At 68.0% G+C, this 15,530-nt stretch carries 15 protein-coding genes; 8 read left to right on the plus strand and 7 right to left on the minus strand.

The window, feature by feature from the left end; translation table 11 throughout:
* Nucleotides 1-449: 449 nt before the first annotated feature.
* Genes pilM through pilO form a run of 3 tightly spaced genes read left to right on the plus strand, consistent with a single transcriptional unit; the run spans nt 450 to nt 3,133 of the window.
* Nucleotides 450-1,493, plus strand: a complete 1,044-nt coding sequence (pilM, locus tag OXF11_00220; GenBank protein MCY4485531.1) for a type IV pilus assembly protein PilM — start codon at nt 450-452, stop codon at nt 1,491-1,493.
* A 29-nt stretch (nt 1,494-1,522) separates the two neighbouring features.
* Nucleotides 1,523-2,083: a PilN domain-containing protein gene (locus OXF11_00225; protein ID MCY4485532.1), complete on the plus strand. Its 561-nt coding sequence runs from the start codon at nt 1,523-1,525 to the stop codon at nt 2,081-2,083.
* Nucleotides 2,084-2,104: 21 nt separating this feature from the next.
* A complete protein-coding gene (pilO, locus tag OXF11_00230; protein MCY4485533.1) occupies nt 2,105-3,133 on the plus strand; it encodes a type 4a pilus biogenesis protein PilO in 1,029 nt (342 codons plus the stop codon).
* A gap of 160 nt (nt 3,134-3,293) precedes the next feature.
* Here the strand turns inward: pilO and OXF11_00235 are convergent, their stop codons facing one another.
* From OXF11_00235 to OXF11_00260, 6 genes are all read right to left on the minus strand, one after another.
* Nucleotides 3,294-3,740, minus strand: a complete 447-nt coding sequence (locus OXF11_00235; protein MCY4485534.1) for a pilus assembly PilX N-terminal domain-containing protein — start codon at nt 3,738-3,740, stop codon at nt 3,294-3,296.
* A 141-nt stretch (nt 3,741-3,881) separates the two neighbouring features.
* The gene (locus OXF11_00240; protein MCY4485535.1) at nt 3,882-4,574 is read right to left on the minus strand and encodes an SDR family NAD(P)-dependent oxidoreductase; all 693 of its coding nucleotides are present in this window, start codon (nt 4,572-4,574) and stop codon (nt 3,882-3,884) included.
* 65 nt (nt 4,575-4,639) lie between these two features.
* Complete coding sequence (locus OXF11_00245) at nt 4,640-5,812, minus strand: DUF1343 domain-containing protein (protein MCY4485536.1); 1,173 nt, start codon at nt 5,810-5,812, stop codon at nt 4,640-4,642.
* 333 nt (nt 5,813-6,145) lie between these two features.
* Nucleotides 6,146-7,021, minus strand: a complete 876-nt coding sequence (locus OXF11_00250) for an EamA family transporter (GenBank protein ID MCY4485537.1) — start codon at nt 7,019-7,021, stop codon at nt 6,146-6,148.
* Nucleotides 7,018-7,251 carry a ferredoxin family protein gene (locus OXF11_00255; GenBank protein ID MCY4485538.1) on the minus strand — a complete coding sequence of 78 codons (234 nt, stop codon included), beginning with the start codon at nt 7,249-7,251 and terminating at the stop codon, nt 7,018-7,020. Before OXF11_00255 ends, OXF11_00250 begins: the two co-directional genes overlap by 4 nt.
* On the minus strand, nt 7,244-9,004 hold the full coding sequence (locus tag OXF11_00260) for an FAD-binding protein (protein MCY4485539.1): 1,761 nt from the start codon (nt 9,002-9,004) through the stop codon (nt 7,244-7,246). Before OXF11_00260 ends, OXF11_00255 begins: the two co-directional genes overlap by 8 nt.
* Nucleotides 9,005-9,224: 220 nt before the next feature.
* Here OXF11_00260 and OXF11_00265 point away from each other — a divergent pair, with 220 nt between their 5' ends.
* Nucleotides 9,225-11,126, plus strand: a complete 1,902-nt coding sequence (locus OXF11_00265; GenBank protein MCY4485540.1) for a propionyl-CoA synthetase — start codon at nt 9,225-9,227, stop codon at nt 11,124-11,126.
* An 18-nt stretch (nt 11,127-11,144) separates the two neighbouring features.
* Here OXF11_00265 and OXF11_00270 read toward each other — a convergent pair whose 3' ends face one another.
* The gene (locus tag OXF11_00270) at nt 11,145-11,348 is read right to left on the minus strand and encodes a BrnA antitoxin family protein (protein ID MCY4485541.1); all 204 of its coding nucleotides are present in this window, start codon (nt 11,346-11,348) and stop codon (nt 11,145-11,147) included.
* 142 nt (nt 11,349-11,490) lie between these two features.
* On the opposite strand from OXF11_00270, the gene OXF11_00275 reads away from it, so the two are divergent.
* From OXF11_00275 to OXF11_00290, 4 genes are all read left to right on the plus strand, one after another.
* Nucleotides 11,491-11,919, plus strand: coding sequence for a VOC family protein (locus tag OXF11_00275; protein ID MCY4485542.1), 429 nt, complete (start codon nt 11,491-11,493; stop codon nt 11,917-11,919).
* A gap of 43 nt (nt 11,920-11,962) precedes the next feature.
* Nucleotides 11,963-13,132, plus strand: coding sequence for a cupin domain-containing protein (locus OXF11_00280; GenBank protein ID MCY4485543.1), 1,170 nt, complete (start codon nt 11,963-11,965; stop codon nt 13,130-13,132).
* A 37-nt stretch (nt 13,133-13,169) separates the two neighbouring features.
* Nucleotides 13,170-14,015, plus strand: a complete 846-nt coding sequence (locus tag OXF11_00285; GenBank protein MCY4485544.1) for an amidohydrolase family protein — start codon at nt 13,170-13,172, stop codon at nt 14,013-14,015.
* Nucleotides 14,016-14,101: 86 nt separating this feature from the next.
* Nucleotides 14,102-15,259: an amidohydrolase family protein gene (locus OXF11_00290; GenBank protein MCY4485545.1), complete on the plus strand. Its 1,158-nt coding sequence runs from the start codon at nt 14,102-14,104 to the stop codon at nt 15,257-15,259.
* The last annotated feature ends 271 nt before the right edge of the window (nt 15,260-15,530 follow it).

Raw genomic sequence — 15,530 nt, forward strand, 5'->3', positions numbered from 1 at the left:
CTGACCCCCGGTATCTGTTCGGAGCGACAACTGGCATGCGGGGTGTCCTACTCCCGCCCGGTGCAGAACCCCTAGGGTGCTCACCCTATGACGTACGACGCGCCCCGCATGCCTACCCCTCAAATTGGCCGATCTGAGAGGTTCTCTCAACATACAAATGACTCTTCGGGGTGGCGCCTCCGGGGTCGTGGCCAGACGGCGTTTTGACACAGCCAGGCACCGTCGCCGGGATGCCGTTTGCTGCCAACGGGATGACGGCCAGCCGCCTCCGGTGCCTGAGCACGACGGGTTCAACGCCGCCGCCCGGACCTTCCGTGGTTGGCGGGGCGTCGGGCAACTGCCCGTAACGTCGCGACAGCGCGAAACTTCGCACGACCTACGGGCACCAGCGACCACTCCCGGGCGCGCCACCCCCGGGAGTGGCCCCGGTTTTGCTCACTGAAACGGACATGAAACGGATCGCTTCATTGCTGCATGCGTTCAAACGGCGACGGCGCTGGTTCGCGGTGGACGTGGGTTCCAGCGCCATCAAGATCGCCGAGGTTGCGGACAGGGGCGGCAAGTCCGAGGTCGTGCGCGCCGGTGCGCTGCCGGTGCCGCCTGGCGCGGTGGAGAACGGGGTCGTGCGCGAAACGGCGGTCCTCGCGCGGGCGATCCGTACTTTCGCGGCCCCGGGCGACGGGGCCCGACCCCCGGTCGTGGCCGCGATCCCCGGCCGGGGCGTCATCATCAAGCGGCTGGAGCTTCCCGCCCAAAGCAGAGAGAGGCTGGACGAAGTCATCGAGTTCGAGGCCATGGACGCGGTTCCCGAGGACTTGGGCAACGTCAACCTCGACTACCACGTCCTCGGTCCTTCAGAGGACGGCAGCGGGCTGGACGTGCTCTTGGTGGCGGCCCGGAAGGCCCTGGTCGAAAGGCACGTCCAACTCCTGGAAGCCGCGGGGCTGACGCCCGTCATCGTGGACGTGGACCATTTCGCTCTCGGCCGCTTGTGCGACGACCTCTCGCTCGACGGCGATACGCCGTCGGCCTGGATCCACGTGGGCGCCCGTTCCACCACGATCCACCTCCCGGCGCCGGACGGGCCCGGCTACGCAACGGACCTGCCGGTGGGCGGCGAGCAGTTGACGGAAAGCCTCGCCGAGAACCTGAGCGTCTCGCGGGACGAGGCCGAAACGATCAAGCGCGGCGGCTCGAATGACGTGGCCGTTGGCGATTGGCTCGACTCCCCATGTGATTCCCTTGCCGCCCGAATCAGCCGCGGCGTCAACCTGTTCGGCCCCTTGGGCCACGAGACGGCGCCGCGTCGCGTCGCTCTGAGCGGCGGCAGCGCGGTGCTGCCCGGTCTCGGTACGAGTCTCGCCCGTGCACTGGACGCCGAGGTCCGCGTCTGCGGTCCCTTCTTCACCGGCATCACGGTGACCGCGGGCGAGCCCGCCGGACCGGCCTTCGCCGTGGTCGCGGGCCTCGCCGCCAGAGACCCCGACGAATAGAAGGGCCGCGAAGAAGAGGACACCGTCCCGTGAAGCCACGCATCAACCTCTTGTGCACCCGCGAGACGCGGGCGCTGCAACGCAAACGCCGCCGCATTTTCGCCTTGGCCGCCTCGCTCCTGTTGACCGGGACGGCACTCGGCGCCGTCAACGTCGCGCAGTGCCGCCACCGGTCCGGCCTGGAGGCCAACCTGGCGGCATCGCGCACAACGGCCACGGCACTACGCCGGGAGGCCAAGGCCGCCGGTGCGCTGGAAAAACGTATCGAGGAGCAACGGCGCAAGAACGCGGCCGTCACCGGCTGGCTGGAGGGCCGCGGGCAACCCACGAAAGCCCTGCGCGGCCTCTCGGCCGCCGCGCCGCCGACCCTGTGGCTGACGCGCTACGCCGCGTCCGATGGCACCACCGTGCTGGAAGGCCAGGCCACCGACGACGCGTCCATCACCCGGTTCCTGCGCGACCTTCCCGGCGACTTCGCCGAACGGCAGCTCGTGGAGGCCGGCAAGGCGTCCGGAGACGAGGATGTCCGGCGCTTCGTGATCCGCGCGCGCACCACCCCCCTGTCCGATCCGGCGTCGCCCGGGGAATGACGTGTGCCGGTTTGAAGGCTCATGCAATACTACCTGGACCTCCTGCTCGAACGTTCCGCCGCGCAATGGGCGGCGTGCATCCTCGGGGCGAGCCTCGCGCTGGCCGCCCTGGATTACGCCCTCCTGTACCGGCCCCAGTCCGGCAGCATCGACCGGGTCGAAGCCGGCCTGGAGATCGCCCGCCTCGAACAGACCCGGCTGCGCCGTCAGGCGGATCAATTGCCTCGATTGCGCGAGGATCTCGCCGCGCTCCGCGGGGCGCTGCGTTCCCGTCTCCCGCACGCGGACGAACCCGTCGACCCGCTGGAGAGCGTCACCGCCCGGGCGGCCGCGGCGGGCCTGGAGATGGTACGGTTCCAACCCGGCGCCGCCGTCGCCGGAGAGTTCCTTACCGAGGTCCCGCTGGAATTGGAGTTCGCGGGGACGTACCACGACCTGTTGCGCTTCCTCGAATCCGCGGCGCCCGGCACGTTGGCGGATGCCCGAAAGCTCGCCATCGCCGCGCTCCCGGGCAACGGCGACGCCGCCACGCTGCGCATCGCCATGGAGTTGGTGACGCTCCGGCCCCTTGAGCGGGATGCCGACGACGAGGGCGGGGATGAGACAAGGACGGCTCGGGAAGCGGCAGGCCGCGGAACTCCGGCGCCGCCGTCGCCATCCGCCGTGGTCACCGCCGCGCCCTTGTCGCGCGACCCGTTCGAGCCGTACCGCACCCCGCCGCCGGTGGCGCAACCGCTGCCGGCGGCGGACCCGGAACCGACCCCGTCGCCGGAACCCGTTCCACAACCCCGCCTGCGGGCAACCGGAATCGTCTGGGGGCCCCTCCACGCGGCAGCGCTGGTGAAGGACGCCGAGGGCGACATCCACGTGGTGGGGCGCGGCTCCCGGCTCGGTGGCCACTCCTACCACGTCAAGGCCATCACCCCGTGCGAGATCATACTGCAAGCGCCGGGACCCGATGGGCAGCCGCGGGAGACGCGGCTATCAGTCCGGCATTGTGACTCACCAAGACAAGCAGTGCAGGGACGGCACTCGTTCGGTGTCCGATGACTTCGTCGGCAAGTCGCGATGGCTTGTAGGGGCGACCTGCGGTCGCCCCGGTGGGGGGCACCACGCGAGGAAGACCCCGGATCAAGGCCCGGGGGTGACGCAACGCAGCCGACGGCGGAAAAGACCCGCAGATTATGCTGCGAATTAACCGGACACGACACTAATCGATGGCGCGCCACGCCACCAGCCGCACGCGTTGGCGCGGCGTGACGCCAGCCGGGTCGTGTTCGAGCAGGGCTTCCACCGCCGCCCTGGCATGCCCGCGCGGACACGGATGCGCCGCCGGGAAACAGGCCGAGGACCGCAGGCGCAGGCGGGGCGGTACGCTCCCGGCCACGGGCGTAGCGATCACGGTGTAGCTGCCGTCGTGGAACCCGCGCCCGGCGAATATCGCCGTGGGCGCCAGGATGTCGATGAAATCAAGAGCGCCGTCTTCGTCCGACAACTCGTGCCGGCCGTGCGTGAGCCCGGCCTCGGCGATGTGGAACACGGCGACGCTCTTGTAGTAGGCGTCGGTAATGCGGAGGTCGGTCAAGGACGCGTTCATGCTCGTGGCGCTCACCACCGCCAGCACCGCGATCAACATGAGGACGGACGGCAGGACCACGCCCTCCTCTTTCCCGAGAAGAGTCGCCGCGTTCCGAGCCGTCAACCAGAGATGCCGCCGTTCCATTCCATACATGAAGATCGGCGTCGTCGTACGATTCTTTAGCCCGAGCCGTGTCCGATCCCGGCGCTTCCGAGTCCCTCAGAACTTCTCCACCCAAGGGCGCAGTTCGATGTGCGACGCCCACGCGCTCCTGTGCTGGCGGTGAAGCTGGAGGTAGGTCTCGGCGATGCTGTCGGGGCTGAGCCATGTGTCCGGACCGCGCGCGGCATCCCGCCGGGACGAGTCGATGCCGCCGTCGATGACGATCTGGGCCACGTGGATGTTCTGCGGCTGAAGCTCCCGCGCCATGCTCTGGGCCAGCCCGGTGAGGCCGAACTTGCCCATGGCGAAGGACGCGGAGTTGGCGTACCCCTTCACGCTGGCCGAGGCGCCGGTGAACAGGATGGTGCCGCCGCCCGTCCGCAGCATACTGGCGGCCGCGGCCTGCCCTACGAGAAAACCGCCGTAGCAGGTGACCATGATGGCGTCCCGGACCGCGGGCGGATCCAACTCGGTCAGGGGTCCGCGCACGCGCCCGCTGGCGTTGTACACCACCACGTTGGGCTCACCCAGGTCCTGCGCCACCCGCGCGAAGAGATCGTTCACCTGTTCGGGCACCACCGCGTCGCACCCGTAGGCGCGGCAGCCGGTGCTCTCCGCGAGGGCCTGGAGCTTGTCCGGGTTGCGCGCGGCGATGGCCGCCTTCATGCCTTCCCGCGTGAACAGCCGCACGAGCGAGGAACTGAGTCCCGGCCCGCCTCCCACCACCACTGCGACTTCCTGATCCGCCATGTTGTCCTCCTGGATGTTCCTTCCACCTGCTCGCGGCAATGGCGCCCGCGGCGGGCGGAACTGTTTCATTCGTAAAGCAAAGCCTTGTCGCGGCCGGCGTCGTAGACCTCCGTGCCGCCGCTGGCGATGCGCACCACATCGTCGAGCGCGGCGCCACCGTCAATGGCTTGCCTGACCGCGGGCCGTCCGGTCAAGAGGTCGATGGCGGGAACGTCGGCGCGGAACTCGTAGGGCTCGGTGCGCCAGGCGAACGATTCCGGCCAGAGCTTGCGCACGGCTATCAGCACGGCCAGGCCGGTGCGGTAGGGCAAGAAGGCGCGGCGGTCGGCGACGTGCAACTGCAGCGCGCCGCAGCGCTCGCCGCGAAACTTGTGGAACGCCGGCTCGATGACGCAGGGGCGGAACAACACCCCGGGCAGTTCCTGGCGCCGCAACTCGGCGGCCAGCGCCTCCGCCTCGATGAACGGCGCGCCGAAAAGCTCGAAGGGACGCGTAGTGCCACGGCCCTCGGACAGGTTGGTGCCCTCCAGCAGGCACATGCCCGGATAGACCAGCGCCGTGTCCGGGGTGGGCATGTTGGGCGACGGCATGACCCAGGGCAGGCCGCACTCGTCGTAGTAAACGCTCCGGCGCCAGCCCTCGCACGCCGCCACCGCCAATTCACAGCCGATGCCGAAGGCGTCGTTGTAGAGCCGGGCCAGCTCGCCCAGGGTCATGCCGTGGCGCTGGGGCACCGGGTAGAGGCCGCAGAAGTTCTCCAGCCCCGCGTCCAGGCCGCCCCCCTCCACCGCCTCGCCGCCGATGGGGTTGGGACGGTCCAGCACCACGACCTTGACCCCGGAAGATCGAGCCGCGCGCATGCACAGGGCCATGGTGACGGCGTACGTGTAGTAGCGCGCGCCGACATCCTGGATGTCGAAGAGGAGGACGTCGAGGTCCGCGAGTTGTTGCGGCGTGGGCGACAGCGACTCGAAGGTGGCGCCGTAGAGGCTCACCGCCGGCAGGCCCGTGGCCGGGTCGGTGTCGTGGGCCACCCCCACCATGTCCTGGGCCGAGCCCCGCAGCCCGTGCTCGGGACCGAACAAGCAGCGCAGGTCCACGTCCGGGTGACCGTGCAACAGGTCGACGGCGTGGGCGAGCCGGCGGTCCACCGCGGTGGGGTTGGCCACGAGCCCGACCCGCGCGTCGCCGAGCCAGCGGCGCGGATCGCCGAGCAGTCTTTCCAGTCCCGTGCGCACGACGCCATTCTAACGGAGCCGTGCGGGAAAGGACATGGAAGACGGAGACGTTACCAATACGTCATTCCCGCGGAACAGGCTGTGTCAATACTCCATCCGGAAGAGGCAACCACGCCCCGAACCGTCATTCCCGCGGAAGCGGGAATCCAGGAGGGGTGAGGCGGGGGAACGTCGCTGTAGCACCCCTCCACCACCCCTGGATTCCCGCTTCCGCGGGAATGACGGTTCGGGGCGTGGTGGTGCCATTTCGTGTCCGAGCAAAGTGTTGACACAGCCTGTTCCGCGGGAATGACGACCCGGACATGGAGAGTGACGTGGCCGAACGGTCCCTCCCTACCCCCCGTGCCCTCTCGTGTAGACCAGCAGCATGGTGCCGACGAAAGTGAGGGCGACGCCGAGGCACACGCGTATGTTCACGGTCTCCACGTCGCGCAGGAAGATGGCGGTGAGGACGACGGTCAACACCGGGTTGGTGCTGATCAGCGGCTCGACGATGACGATGTCGCCGCTGGAGAGGGCGTAGAAGTTGGCCAGCATTCCCGTAGTGTTGCAGATGCCCGCGGCCACGAACCACGCGAACACCGAGCGGGACATGGGCAGGACCTTGCGCGGCCCGCCCTGCGCGTAGATCATCGCCACCGCCAGGGCCAGCCCGGTGGTGGCGTTCACGCACGACGCCATGAGCGGCAGGTTGGCGACGAAGAAGCCCAGTTTGCGCACGCTGGCCGAGAACGAAAACGACAGTGCTCCGAGAAGAGGGAAGATGAAGTCGAGCCGGCGGAACTCCCCCTTCTGCTCGTGGGTGCGGGAGATGACGATGACGCCGCAGATGATCAGCACGGTGCCGAAGAAAGCCCCCAGGGTCCAGTGCTCGCCGACGATGAGCACGGCCAGGATCGAGGCGAACATCGGCGTGGTGCTCACCACCGGGATGGAACGCGCCACCCCGAGCCGGTCGATGGAGACGTACACCAGCCAGCGTCCGAGGCCCGAGGCGAACAGGCCGCCCACGGCGAAGTACCAGATGGCGTGGGTCCAGAAGACGGCCAGCGGCAGTGTGGCGGCCACCATGGACCAGAGGGTCAGGAAGGAGATGGCAATGGAAATGGCGAACCCGGCCAGCGGATTGGATTGAGCCAACCCCCGGCGGATCAGGATGTGGGAGACCGCGAACCCCAGCGAAGCGACCAGAGCCCAGGCGATACTCATGGGAGGCGGGACGCCTCGTACCAGCGCGCGACGCGAATCCTGATGGCGCCCACGGGACAGTCCCATTCGCAGATGAAACAGCCCTGGCAGTCTTCCTCGTACTTGGCGAAGGGAAAGCCGTCCTCGCCCATGCGGATCACGTCCGTCGGGCAGGCGTCGTCACACGCCCCGCACGAGGTGCAGACTTCCTTCCAGATTTCGACCTTCGGCAGATGCTGCTCGTCAGCCATCGTTGGTTTCCCCCTCCACCATCTGCCCGGCGATCTTGAAGAAGGGATGCATGGCCTTGCCGGAGCGCGGCCGGTAGTGCACGTAGAACTCGTCGTGAGGGATGGGCTCGTCCCAGATCTTGAGCGCGCCGTTCTCGATGATGGACTTGCTCAGGACCAGCCACTTCTGGTTGTCGGTCTCGGGATGGTCGCTGTTGATCACCGAACCGCGGCTCTCCTGCCGGTGCAGCAGGTAGTCCAGCACCGCCGTCAGCGCCTCGATGGAGTTCCGCAGCCCCACGACCTTGACGAGATCGTGGGGGTCCCTGGCCATGACGTTGTCGTAGGTGTCCAGGATATCCATGAGCCCCTGCCGCACCCGCGAGATCTTCTCGTCGCTCAGGATCACGCCCAGTTCGTGCAGCAGGTCCGCGGCCCGGCCGTGGACCTCGTCGAAGGCGGTGCCCGCGGGCTTGAGGTACTGGGTGACGCCGGTGGAAAGCGTCTCCACCTGCGGCGCCACCACGCCCGTCGTTGCCGCGTTCCTGGCGTAGTCGGCGGCGTGGAGCCCGGCCCACCAGCCCAGCACCATGCACCAGGAGAGATTGAGGTTGGGCGAGATGTTCATGCCGTCGCTGCTGGCGCCGGCGGCGAACAGGCCAGGCAGCGATGTCGCGCACTGGTCGTCCACCACCGCGCCGCCGCCGTGGCTCGACCCGTAAGTGGCGGCCAGCACCGGCAGGTAGGGGATGCGCTCCTTGCTGATCTCGTAACCCGCGGCCTCGAACGTGTTCATGATGATGGGGATGACCTCGTACAGGAGGCGGATGTTCTCGGGCGGGAGCTTGGTGCAGTCCAGGTACACCGGGCCGTTGCCTTCCAGCATCTCCAGCGCCACCGCGTGTCCCAGCGACAGCCGCCGGGTGAACTCGGCCTCGGACTCGGTGAAACGCTTCATCACGTCCACGCCCAGCCGGTTGAAGTAGCTGGTGCCCATGGTGGTGAAATGCTCGATGCCCGGGGCGCACATGAACTCCATGGTCTGCAGGTACTTGCTGCCGCACGCCATGTTGCCCATCACCGCGCCCGCCCGGAGCTGCATGGCGACGCCGTCGCTGGTGATGTTGAGGGGCATGCCCGCGAACCACTGTCCCGGCCTCTTGTAGCCGAAGTTGAAGCCGCCCGCGCACATCACCACGGACTTGGCCTCGCACACGTGGACCTCGCGCTCGCGCCCGGAGATCCCGAGGGCGCCCACGACGTGGCCGCCGGTGGGGTGGCGCCCGTCCGAGGTCAGGAGGTCCGTCACCGAGACCCGGTCGAGCACGCGCACGCCGGCGCGCAGGGCCACGCCGCGCACCACCTTCATCATCGCCGTGCCGCCGCCCACCAGGCCCGCCGCCAGCCCGCCGCTGGCGGCCGCGCCGGAGCCGCCCTTGCCGCGCCAGAACTCGCCGTTCTCCTTGACGAACTTGACGCCCCAGCCGTCGAGGATCTTGAGCACGTCGTAGGTGGCGTGAATCGCCTCGATGGCCTTGGTCTGGTTGGTGAGGACGCCGCGGCCGGAGAGGTGGAACTGGAGGTCGTCGCCGGGCATGTACGTGATGTACGCCCCGGAGGCCAGCGCCGCGCAGCCGCTGCGGCCGAACACGGACTTGTCCACCAGCAGCACGTCCGAGCCCTCTTCGCGCGCGCGGATCGCCGCCATGGCGCCGGCCGCGCCGCCGCCGATGACCAGCACGTCGGCCTTGTGATGGATGGTCTTGTAGCTCATGTGAGGTCCGTGGAGCTGGTGCCCGCTCCGATGCGCCCGCCGAAGAGATCCGCAAGGGTTCCGGTCCACTTGGTACGTAGACCAAGTCAGGGGGCACTGTCAAAGCCACCTGTGGAGCCGTGTCTCCACCGGCCGCGCACCCGCGGACGGTGTTTGTGTTTGCAGGCCGAGGGCCGCCCGGTTATGCAGGAACCACCGGAAAACGCTTGGGGAGACGCGCATGAACCACAACGGCTACACCGATACTTACCAACGGGCCCTGAAGGACCCGGAGAGTTTCTGGGCCGAGGCCGCCGAGGACATCCACTGGGACCGGCACTGGGACCGGGTGTTCGACGACTCGCGGCCGCCCTTTTACCGGTGGTTCACCGGCGGCGCCCTCAACACCTGCTACAACGCCCTGGACGTGCACGTGGAGCAGGGGAACGGCGCCCGCCCGGCATTGATCTACGACAGCCCGGTGACGGACAGCGAGAGGGTCTTCACCTACGCCGAGCTTCGGGACACGGTGGCGACCTTCGCGGGAGCGCTGCGCAACCACGGCGTGGACGCGGGCGACCGGGTGATCATCTACATGCCCATGGTCCCCGAGGCGGTGGTGGCCATGCTGGCGTGCGCGCGCCTCGGCGCCGTGCACTCGGTGGTCTTCGGCGGCTTCGCCGCCAACGAACTCGCCACCCGCATCGACGACGCCCAGCCCAAGGTCATCGTGAGCGCGAGCTGCGGCATCGAGGTCAACCGCGTCGTGGAGTACAAGCCGCTGCTGGACGAGGCCATCCGCCTGGCGGAGCACAAGCCCGGCGCCTGCCTGGTGCTGCAGCGGCCCCAGGCGGAGGCCGCCATGACCGCCGGCCGCGACGTGGACTGGAACGAGGCGGTGGCCGCCGCCGAGCCGGCGCCGTGCGTCTCCGTGGCCGCCACCGACCCGCTGTACATCCTCTACACCTCCGGCACCACCGGGCAGCCCAAGGGCATCGTGCGCGACAACGGCGGCCACGCGGTGGCGCTCAAGTGGAGCATGAAGAACGTCTACGGCGTGGACGCCGGCGAGGTGTACTGGGCCGCCTCCGACGTGGGCTGGGTGGTGGGCCATTCCTACATCGTCTACGCGCCGCTGCTGAAAGGCTGCACCAGCGTCCTCTACGAAGGCAAGCCCGTGGGCACGCCCGATCCCGGCGCTTTCTGGCGGGTCATCAGCCAGCACGACGTGCGCGCGCTGTTCACCGCGCCCACCGCCTTCCGCGCCATCAAGAAAGAGGATCCCGACGGCACTTACGTCCGGGAGTACAACCTGAGCCGTTTCCGGACCCTGTTCCTCGCCGGCGAGCGCTGCGACCCCGACACGCTGGTGTGGGCCCGGGACCTCCTGCGCGTGCCGGTCATCGACCACTGGTGGCAGACCGAGACCGGCTGGCCCATCGCGGCCAACTGCATGGGCATCGAGGCGTTGCCCGTGAAGCCCGGCTCACCCACCCGGGCCGTGCCGGGATACGACGTCCGCGTGCTCGACGACGCGGGGAACGACCTTCCGGCCGGCGAGATGGGCAGCATCACGGTGAAGCTGCCGCTGCCGCCGGGCTGTCTGCCCACCCTGTGGAACAACGAGGAAGGCTACCGCAAGGCCTACCTCGAGCAGCATCCCGGCTACTACGTCACTTCCGATGGGGGTTATTGTGACGAGGACGGCTACCTGTGGATCATGGGGCGCATCGACGACGTCATCAACGTCGCCGGACACCGGCTCTCCACCGGCGCCATGGAAGAGGTGCTGGCCTCCCACCCGGCGGTGGCCGAATGCGCCGTGCTGGGGGTGGGTGACGCCCTCAAGGGACAAGTGCCCCTCGGACTGATCGTGGTCAAGGCGGGGGTGGAGACCACCGAGGAAGCCCTGGTGCCCGAACTCGTGAGCCTCGTGCGCGAGCAGATCGGACCGGTGGCCGATTTCAAGCAGGCCCTGATGGTGAAACGCCTGCCCAAGACACGCTCCGGCAAGATTTTGCGCGGCACGGTGCGGAGCATGGCGGACGGCACCCCCTACAACGCCCCCGCCACCATCGACGACCCGGTCATATTGGACGAAATCAGGGAGGACCTGGGCCGGCTCGGGTATCCGAAGGGATGAGGAGTCGGCGACCTCCGATCAACGGAAGACGAGCTTCCTTCCGCTGGTCGCGCAGTCACGCAGGTACAGATTGATCAAGGTCTGGTACGGCACTCCGTTCTGCGCCGCAAGCGCCTTGAAATAGGCAAGGGTGTCCTGGTCCAGCCGGAGCGTGATCTGTTTCTTCAGGTGCTTCGCATATGGATTGCGCTTCGCCTTGGAGAAGTCGTAGCTATCTCTCATGTTTCCACCTGTCACGTTTCCACCTGTAGGTACAATGTAGGCAAAAGGCAATCTCTTGAACAGACAGCGGAAGGTCAGGTAGGTTGACGTGAGCCCGTCCCTCGTTGGGGCAGGCAACCCGCGAATGGAAGGAGACAGGCACATGCTCAAGATCGAAGGCGTTACGCATTGGTCCATTCCCGTCAACGACCTGGGCGAGGCGGAGAAGTTCTACGGCGACCTGCTGGGACTCAAGTCTCTGGGGCGGCTCGCCAACAACGTCATGGCGTGCTTCAACGTGGGCGACCACAACATCCTGCTGTGCGAGCGCAGGGAGCTGCCGGACAAGCCGGAGGACGACCGCGTGCACCACTCCTTCACCGTCAGCCCGGAGACCCTGAACGAGGCGTGCAAGATTTTCAAGGAAGAGAACGTGAACGTGATGGAGCTCTACTACCGCAAGGGCGGGTACTTCCCGGGCCGCGAGCTTTACTTCGCGGACCCGAGCGGCAACCGGCTGGAGTTGCGCGATCCCACCTGGAAGGACGGCATGCCCGAACCCACGTTCGAAGAGGTGGCCGCGGCGCAATAGCGCCCGCGGCGCCCCGAAAACAGAACCCAAGGAGAACCGATTGATGGCGCAGGTTGATATCGACACGAGTTCCGACGATTCCGTTCCTCCCGAGCTTGAGGTCAAGGAATACACCTACGACGACTGGATGGCCTCCGCGGGAGTGCCGATTCACCGGGGCTACTTCATCGAAGACCTGCGCACGGTGGAGCTGGGTTGGTGGGAGCGGCGCGGCTGCGAGAGCGCCTTCATCCAGCTCGTGGGCCAGGAGGGGGTCACCTCCGCCATGGTGCAGGAGATCCCTCCGGGAGAGACGCTGCCGCCGCTCAAGTTCGGTCTTGACGAGCTGGTCTACGTGCTCCAGGGCCACGGCGTCACCACGGTGTGGATGGGCGACAACGGCTCCAGGACCAGCTTCGAATGGCAGCCCCGGAGCCTGTTCCAGATCCCGCACAACTACCACCACACCCTGAGCAACATGCGCGGCGACCAGCCGGTGCGGCTCCTGCGCTACAGCTATCTGCCGCTGGCCCTGTCGCTCAACACCGATCCCGAGTTCTTCTTCGACAACCAATACGAGGGCGAGGACCACCTGGCCGACGGCGGCCAGCTCTACTCCGAGGCCAAGCTCGTGCGCGACGGCGATCCCACGCGCACCTGGGGCGGCCGCAGCGGCATCTTCTGGTACGGCAACTTCTTCCCGGACATGGGCTCCTGGAACAAGCTCAACCGCAGCACCCGCCGGGGCGCGGGGGGTCACAGCGTGCTCATGACCTTCCCTTACTCCGAGATGTCCTGTCACATGTCGGTGTTCCCTTCCCGCACCTACAAGAAGGCGCATCGCCACGGTCCGGGCCGCGTCATCGTCATCCCCGCGGGTGAGGGCTACTCCATCCTCTGGGAGGAGGGCAAGCAGAAGGTGGTGGCGCCGTGGCACGAAGCCAGCATGTTCGTGCCGCCGGGCAAGTGGTTCCACCAGCACTTCAACGCCGGCGGCACGCCGGCGCGTTACCTGGCGCTGCATCCGCCGCGGCAGTTCCGCGGCCACGCCGAGAAGGTCGAGGACCGCGCCAAGGACCAGATCGAATACGCCGACGAGGATTCGCAGATCCGCGAGCGCTTCGAGGGCGAGCTGGACAAGCGCGGGCTGACCAGCCTGATGCCCGACGAGGTGTACCGGAACCGCGACTTCCAGTGGACCTACCGGGACGCCGAAGCGCAGGCGGCACCGTAAGGGTTATCCGCCCGCCATCGGCAGAGAGTCGCCCGTCATGCAGATCATCGACTCACAGGTCCACATCTGGGCCCCGGAAACGCCCGCCAAACCCTGGGACCGGGTGGACGCGGCCAAACCGCACCGCCCGGAACCCATCGGCCACGAGGAGCTGCTGCGCGAGATGGACGCGGCCGGGGTGCAGCGCGCGGTGCTGGTGCCGCCCACCTGGGAGGCGGACCGCAACGACACCTCGATGGAGGCCGCCCGCCTCCATCCGGACCGCTTCGCGGTCATGGGCCGGCTGACCCTCGACGCGCCCGAGAGCCGGGAGCGCATGGCCGCGTGGAAGGAACAGCCCGGCATGCTCGGCATCCGTCTGACCTTTCACCGCGGCCGCTACCGCGCCTGGCTCGACGACGGCAGCATCGACTGGTTCTGGGCCGCGGCCGAGCGTTACGACGTCCCGGTCATGGCGCTGGCGCCGCACCACCTGCCGCGGCTCGCCGAGGTGGCCGCGCGCCACCCCGGACTGCGGCTGTGCGTCGACCACATGGGGCTCAACAACAGCCTGGTGGGAAAGCCGCTGGAACCCATCATCGACGGCGTGCTCAAGCTCGCCTCCCTGCCCAACGTGGTGGTGAAGGCGTCGGCGCTGCCGTGCTATTCCACGGAGAGCTATCCGTATCCGTCGCTCCACCCGCAGGTGCGCCGCGTGGTCGACGCCTTCGGACCCAAGCGCGTCTTCTGGGGAACCGACCTGTCCCACCTGCCCTGTCCCTACCGGCAAGCGCTGACACTGTTCACCGAAGAACTCGACCTCACCGACGACGAGAAGGAGTGGATCCTGGGACGGGCGCTGGCGGAATGGCTGGACTGGCCGCTGTCCGGGAAGGACTCATGAAGATGGCGGGCCTCGCGCAGTCGAAGGACCCCATCTCGCCCGGCGGCGATTGATCAGAGCTTCGTCAGGGCTTCAGGGGACATTCCATGGCACGAGAGTATCGCTGCATCTCCGCCGACAGCCATTTCGAAGCGCCGCCGGACCTGTGGCGCCATCGCGTCCCCGCCACGTACCGGGAGCGGATGTCGCGCCGGATCCGGCTGGCCGACGGCCGCGACGCGCTGCAGAAGGAGGGGCGGCCGCTCACCTACGGCGGCACCAGCTACTACGGCGGGCGCCCACCGGAAGAGTTCGATCCTACGGTCATCGACTTCGACAACACGCCGGGATGCGGCGGCCCCGAGCAACGCCTGCGCGAGCAGGACCAGGACGGCGTCGACGCCGAGGTGCTGTTTGCCCTGGACGTGCGCAACCCAGCCATCCGCGACCAGGAGGCGTTCGTCGGCATCATCCACCACTTCAACGAGTACATGGCGGAGGAGTACTGCGCCGTGGACCCCGAGCGCCTCATCGGCGTCGGCGTCCTGCCCAACCGCGGCGTCGAGGACGACGTCGCCGAGATGGAGCACTGCAAACGCCTCGGCTTCAAGGCCGTCTGGCTGGCCACCTATCCCAGCGGACGGAGCTTTCCGTCGCCGGAGGACGACCGTTTCTGGGCCGCGGCCCTGGACCTGGACGTGCCCGTGGTGGTGCACACATCCTTCACCGCCAAGGTGGGGTCGCGCGAGACGCCGCTGTTCCGTTATCCCCGCGAGGCGCCGGCCGAGCACCGGCCGCCCACCGACTTCATCCAGCGCCTCGCCCGCCAGGCCCCGTACCACTCGGGCTCGGTGGAGGCAAGCCAGATGGTGGTGGCGGGGATCTTCGACCGATTCCCCAGGCTGCGCATCTACTGGGCCGAGAACAACGCCGGCTGGCTGCCGTACTTCTACGAGCAGATGGACCACGAGTACTCCGTCAACCGCTTCTGGGCCGAACGCCAGTTGGGACTGCCGCGGTTGAAGCGCCTGCCCAGCGAGTATCTCCGGGAGCACGCCTACTGGGGCTTCTTCGAAGACCACGTGGGCGTGCGCCTGCGCCACGACGTCGGCGTCGACCGTATGCTGTGGGGCAGCGACTTCCCCCACGTGGTCACCCGCTGGCCCCACTCCCGGGAGCTGCTCGACTCGCAGATGCAGGGCGTCGCCGACGACGAGCGCCGGCGCATGGTGGCCGGCAATGCCATCGAGTTCTTCCGGCTGTAGCGGCCCGACCCTCTCCTCGGACTTGGTTGCCCCACCACACCACGCCCGGATTGCCGCTTCCGCGGCTGTGTCAAAGCTGATGAGGCAGGGGTCCCCCGGACCGTCATTCCCGCGGAAGCGGGAACCTTATCAAAGTGTTGCACTTCGTTTGTGATTCTAGCGAATCCAGGGGTGGTGGCGGGGCACTACAGCGGCGTTTCCCCGCCCCGCCACCCCTGGATTTTCGCTTCCGCGGGAATGACGGTCCGAGGGGTCCCTGCCATTTCCTGTC

The sequence above is a fragment of the Deltaproteobacteria bacterium genome (assembly GCA_026712905.1).
Classification (GTDB): Bacteria; Desulfobacterota; Binatia; order UBA9968; family JAJDTQ01; genus JAJDTQ01.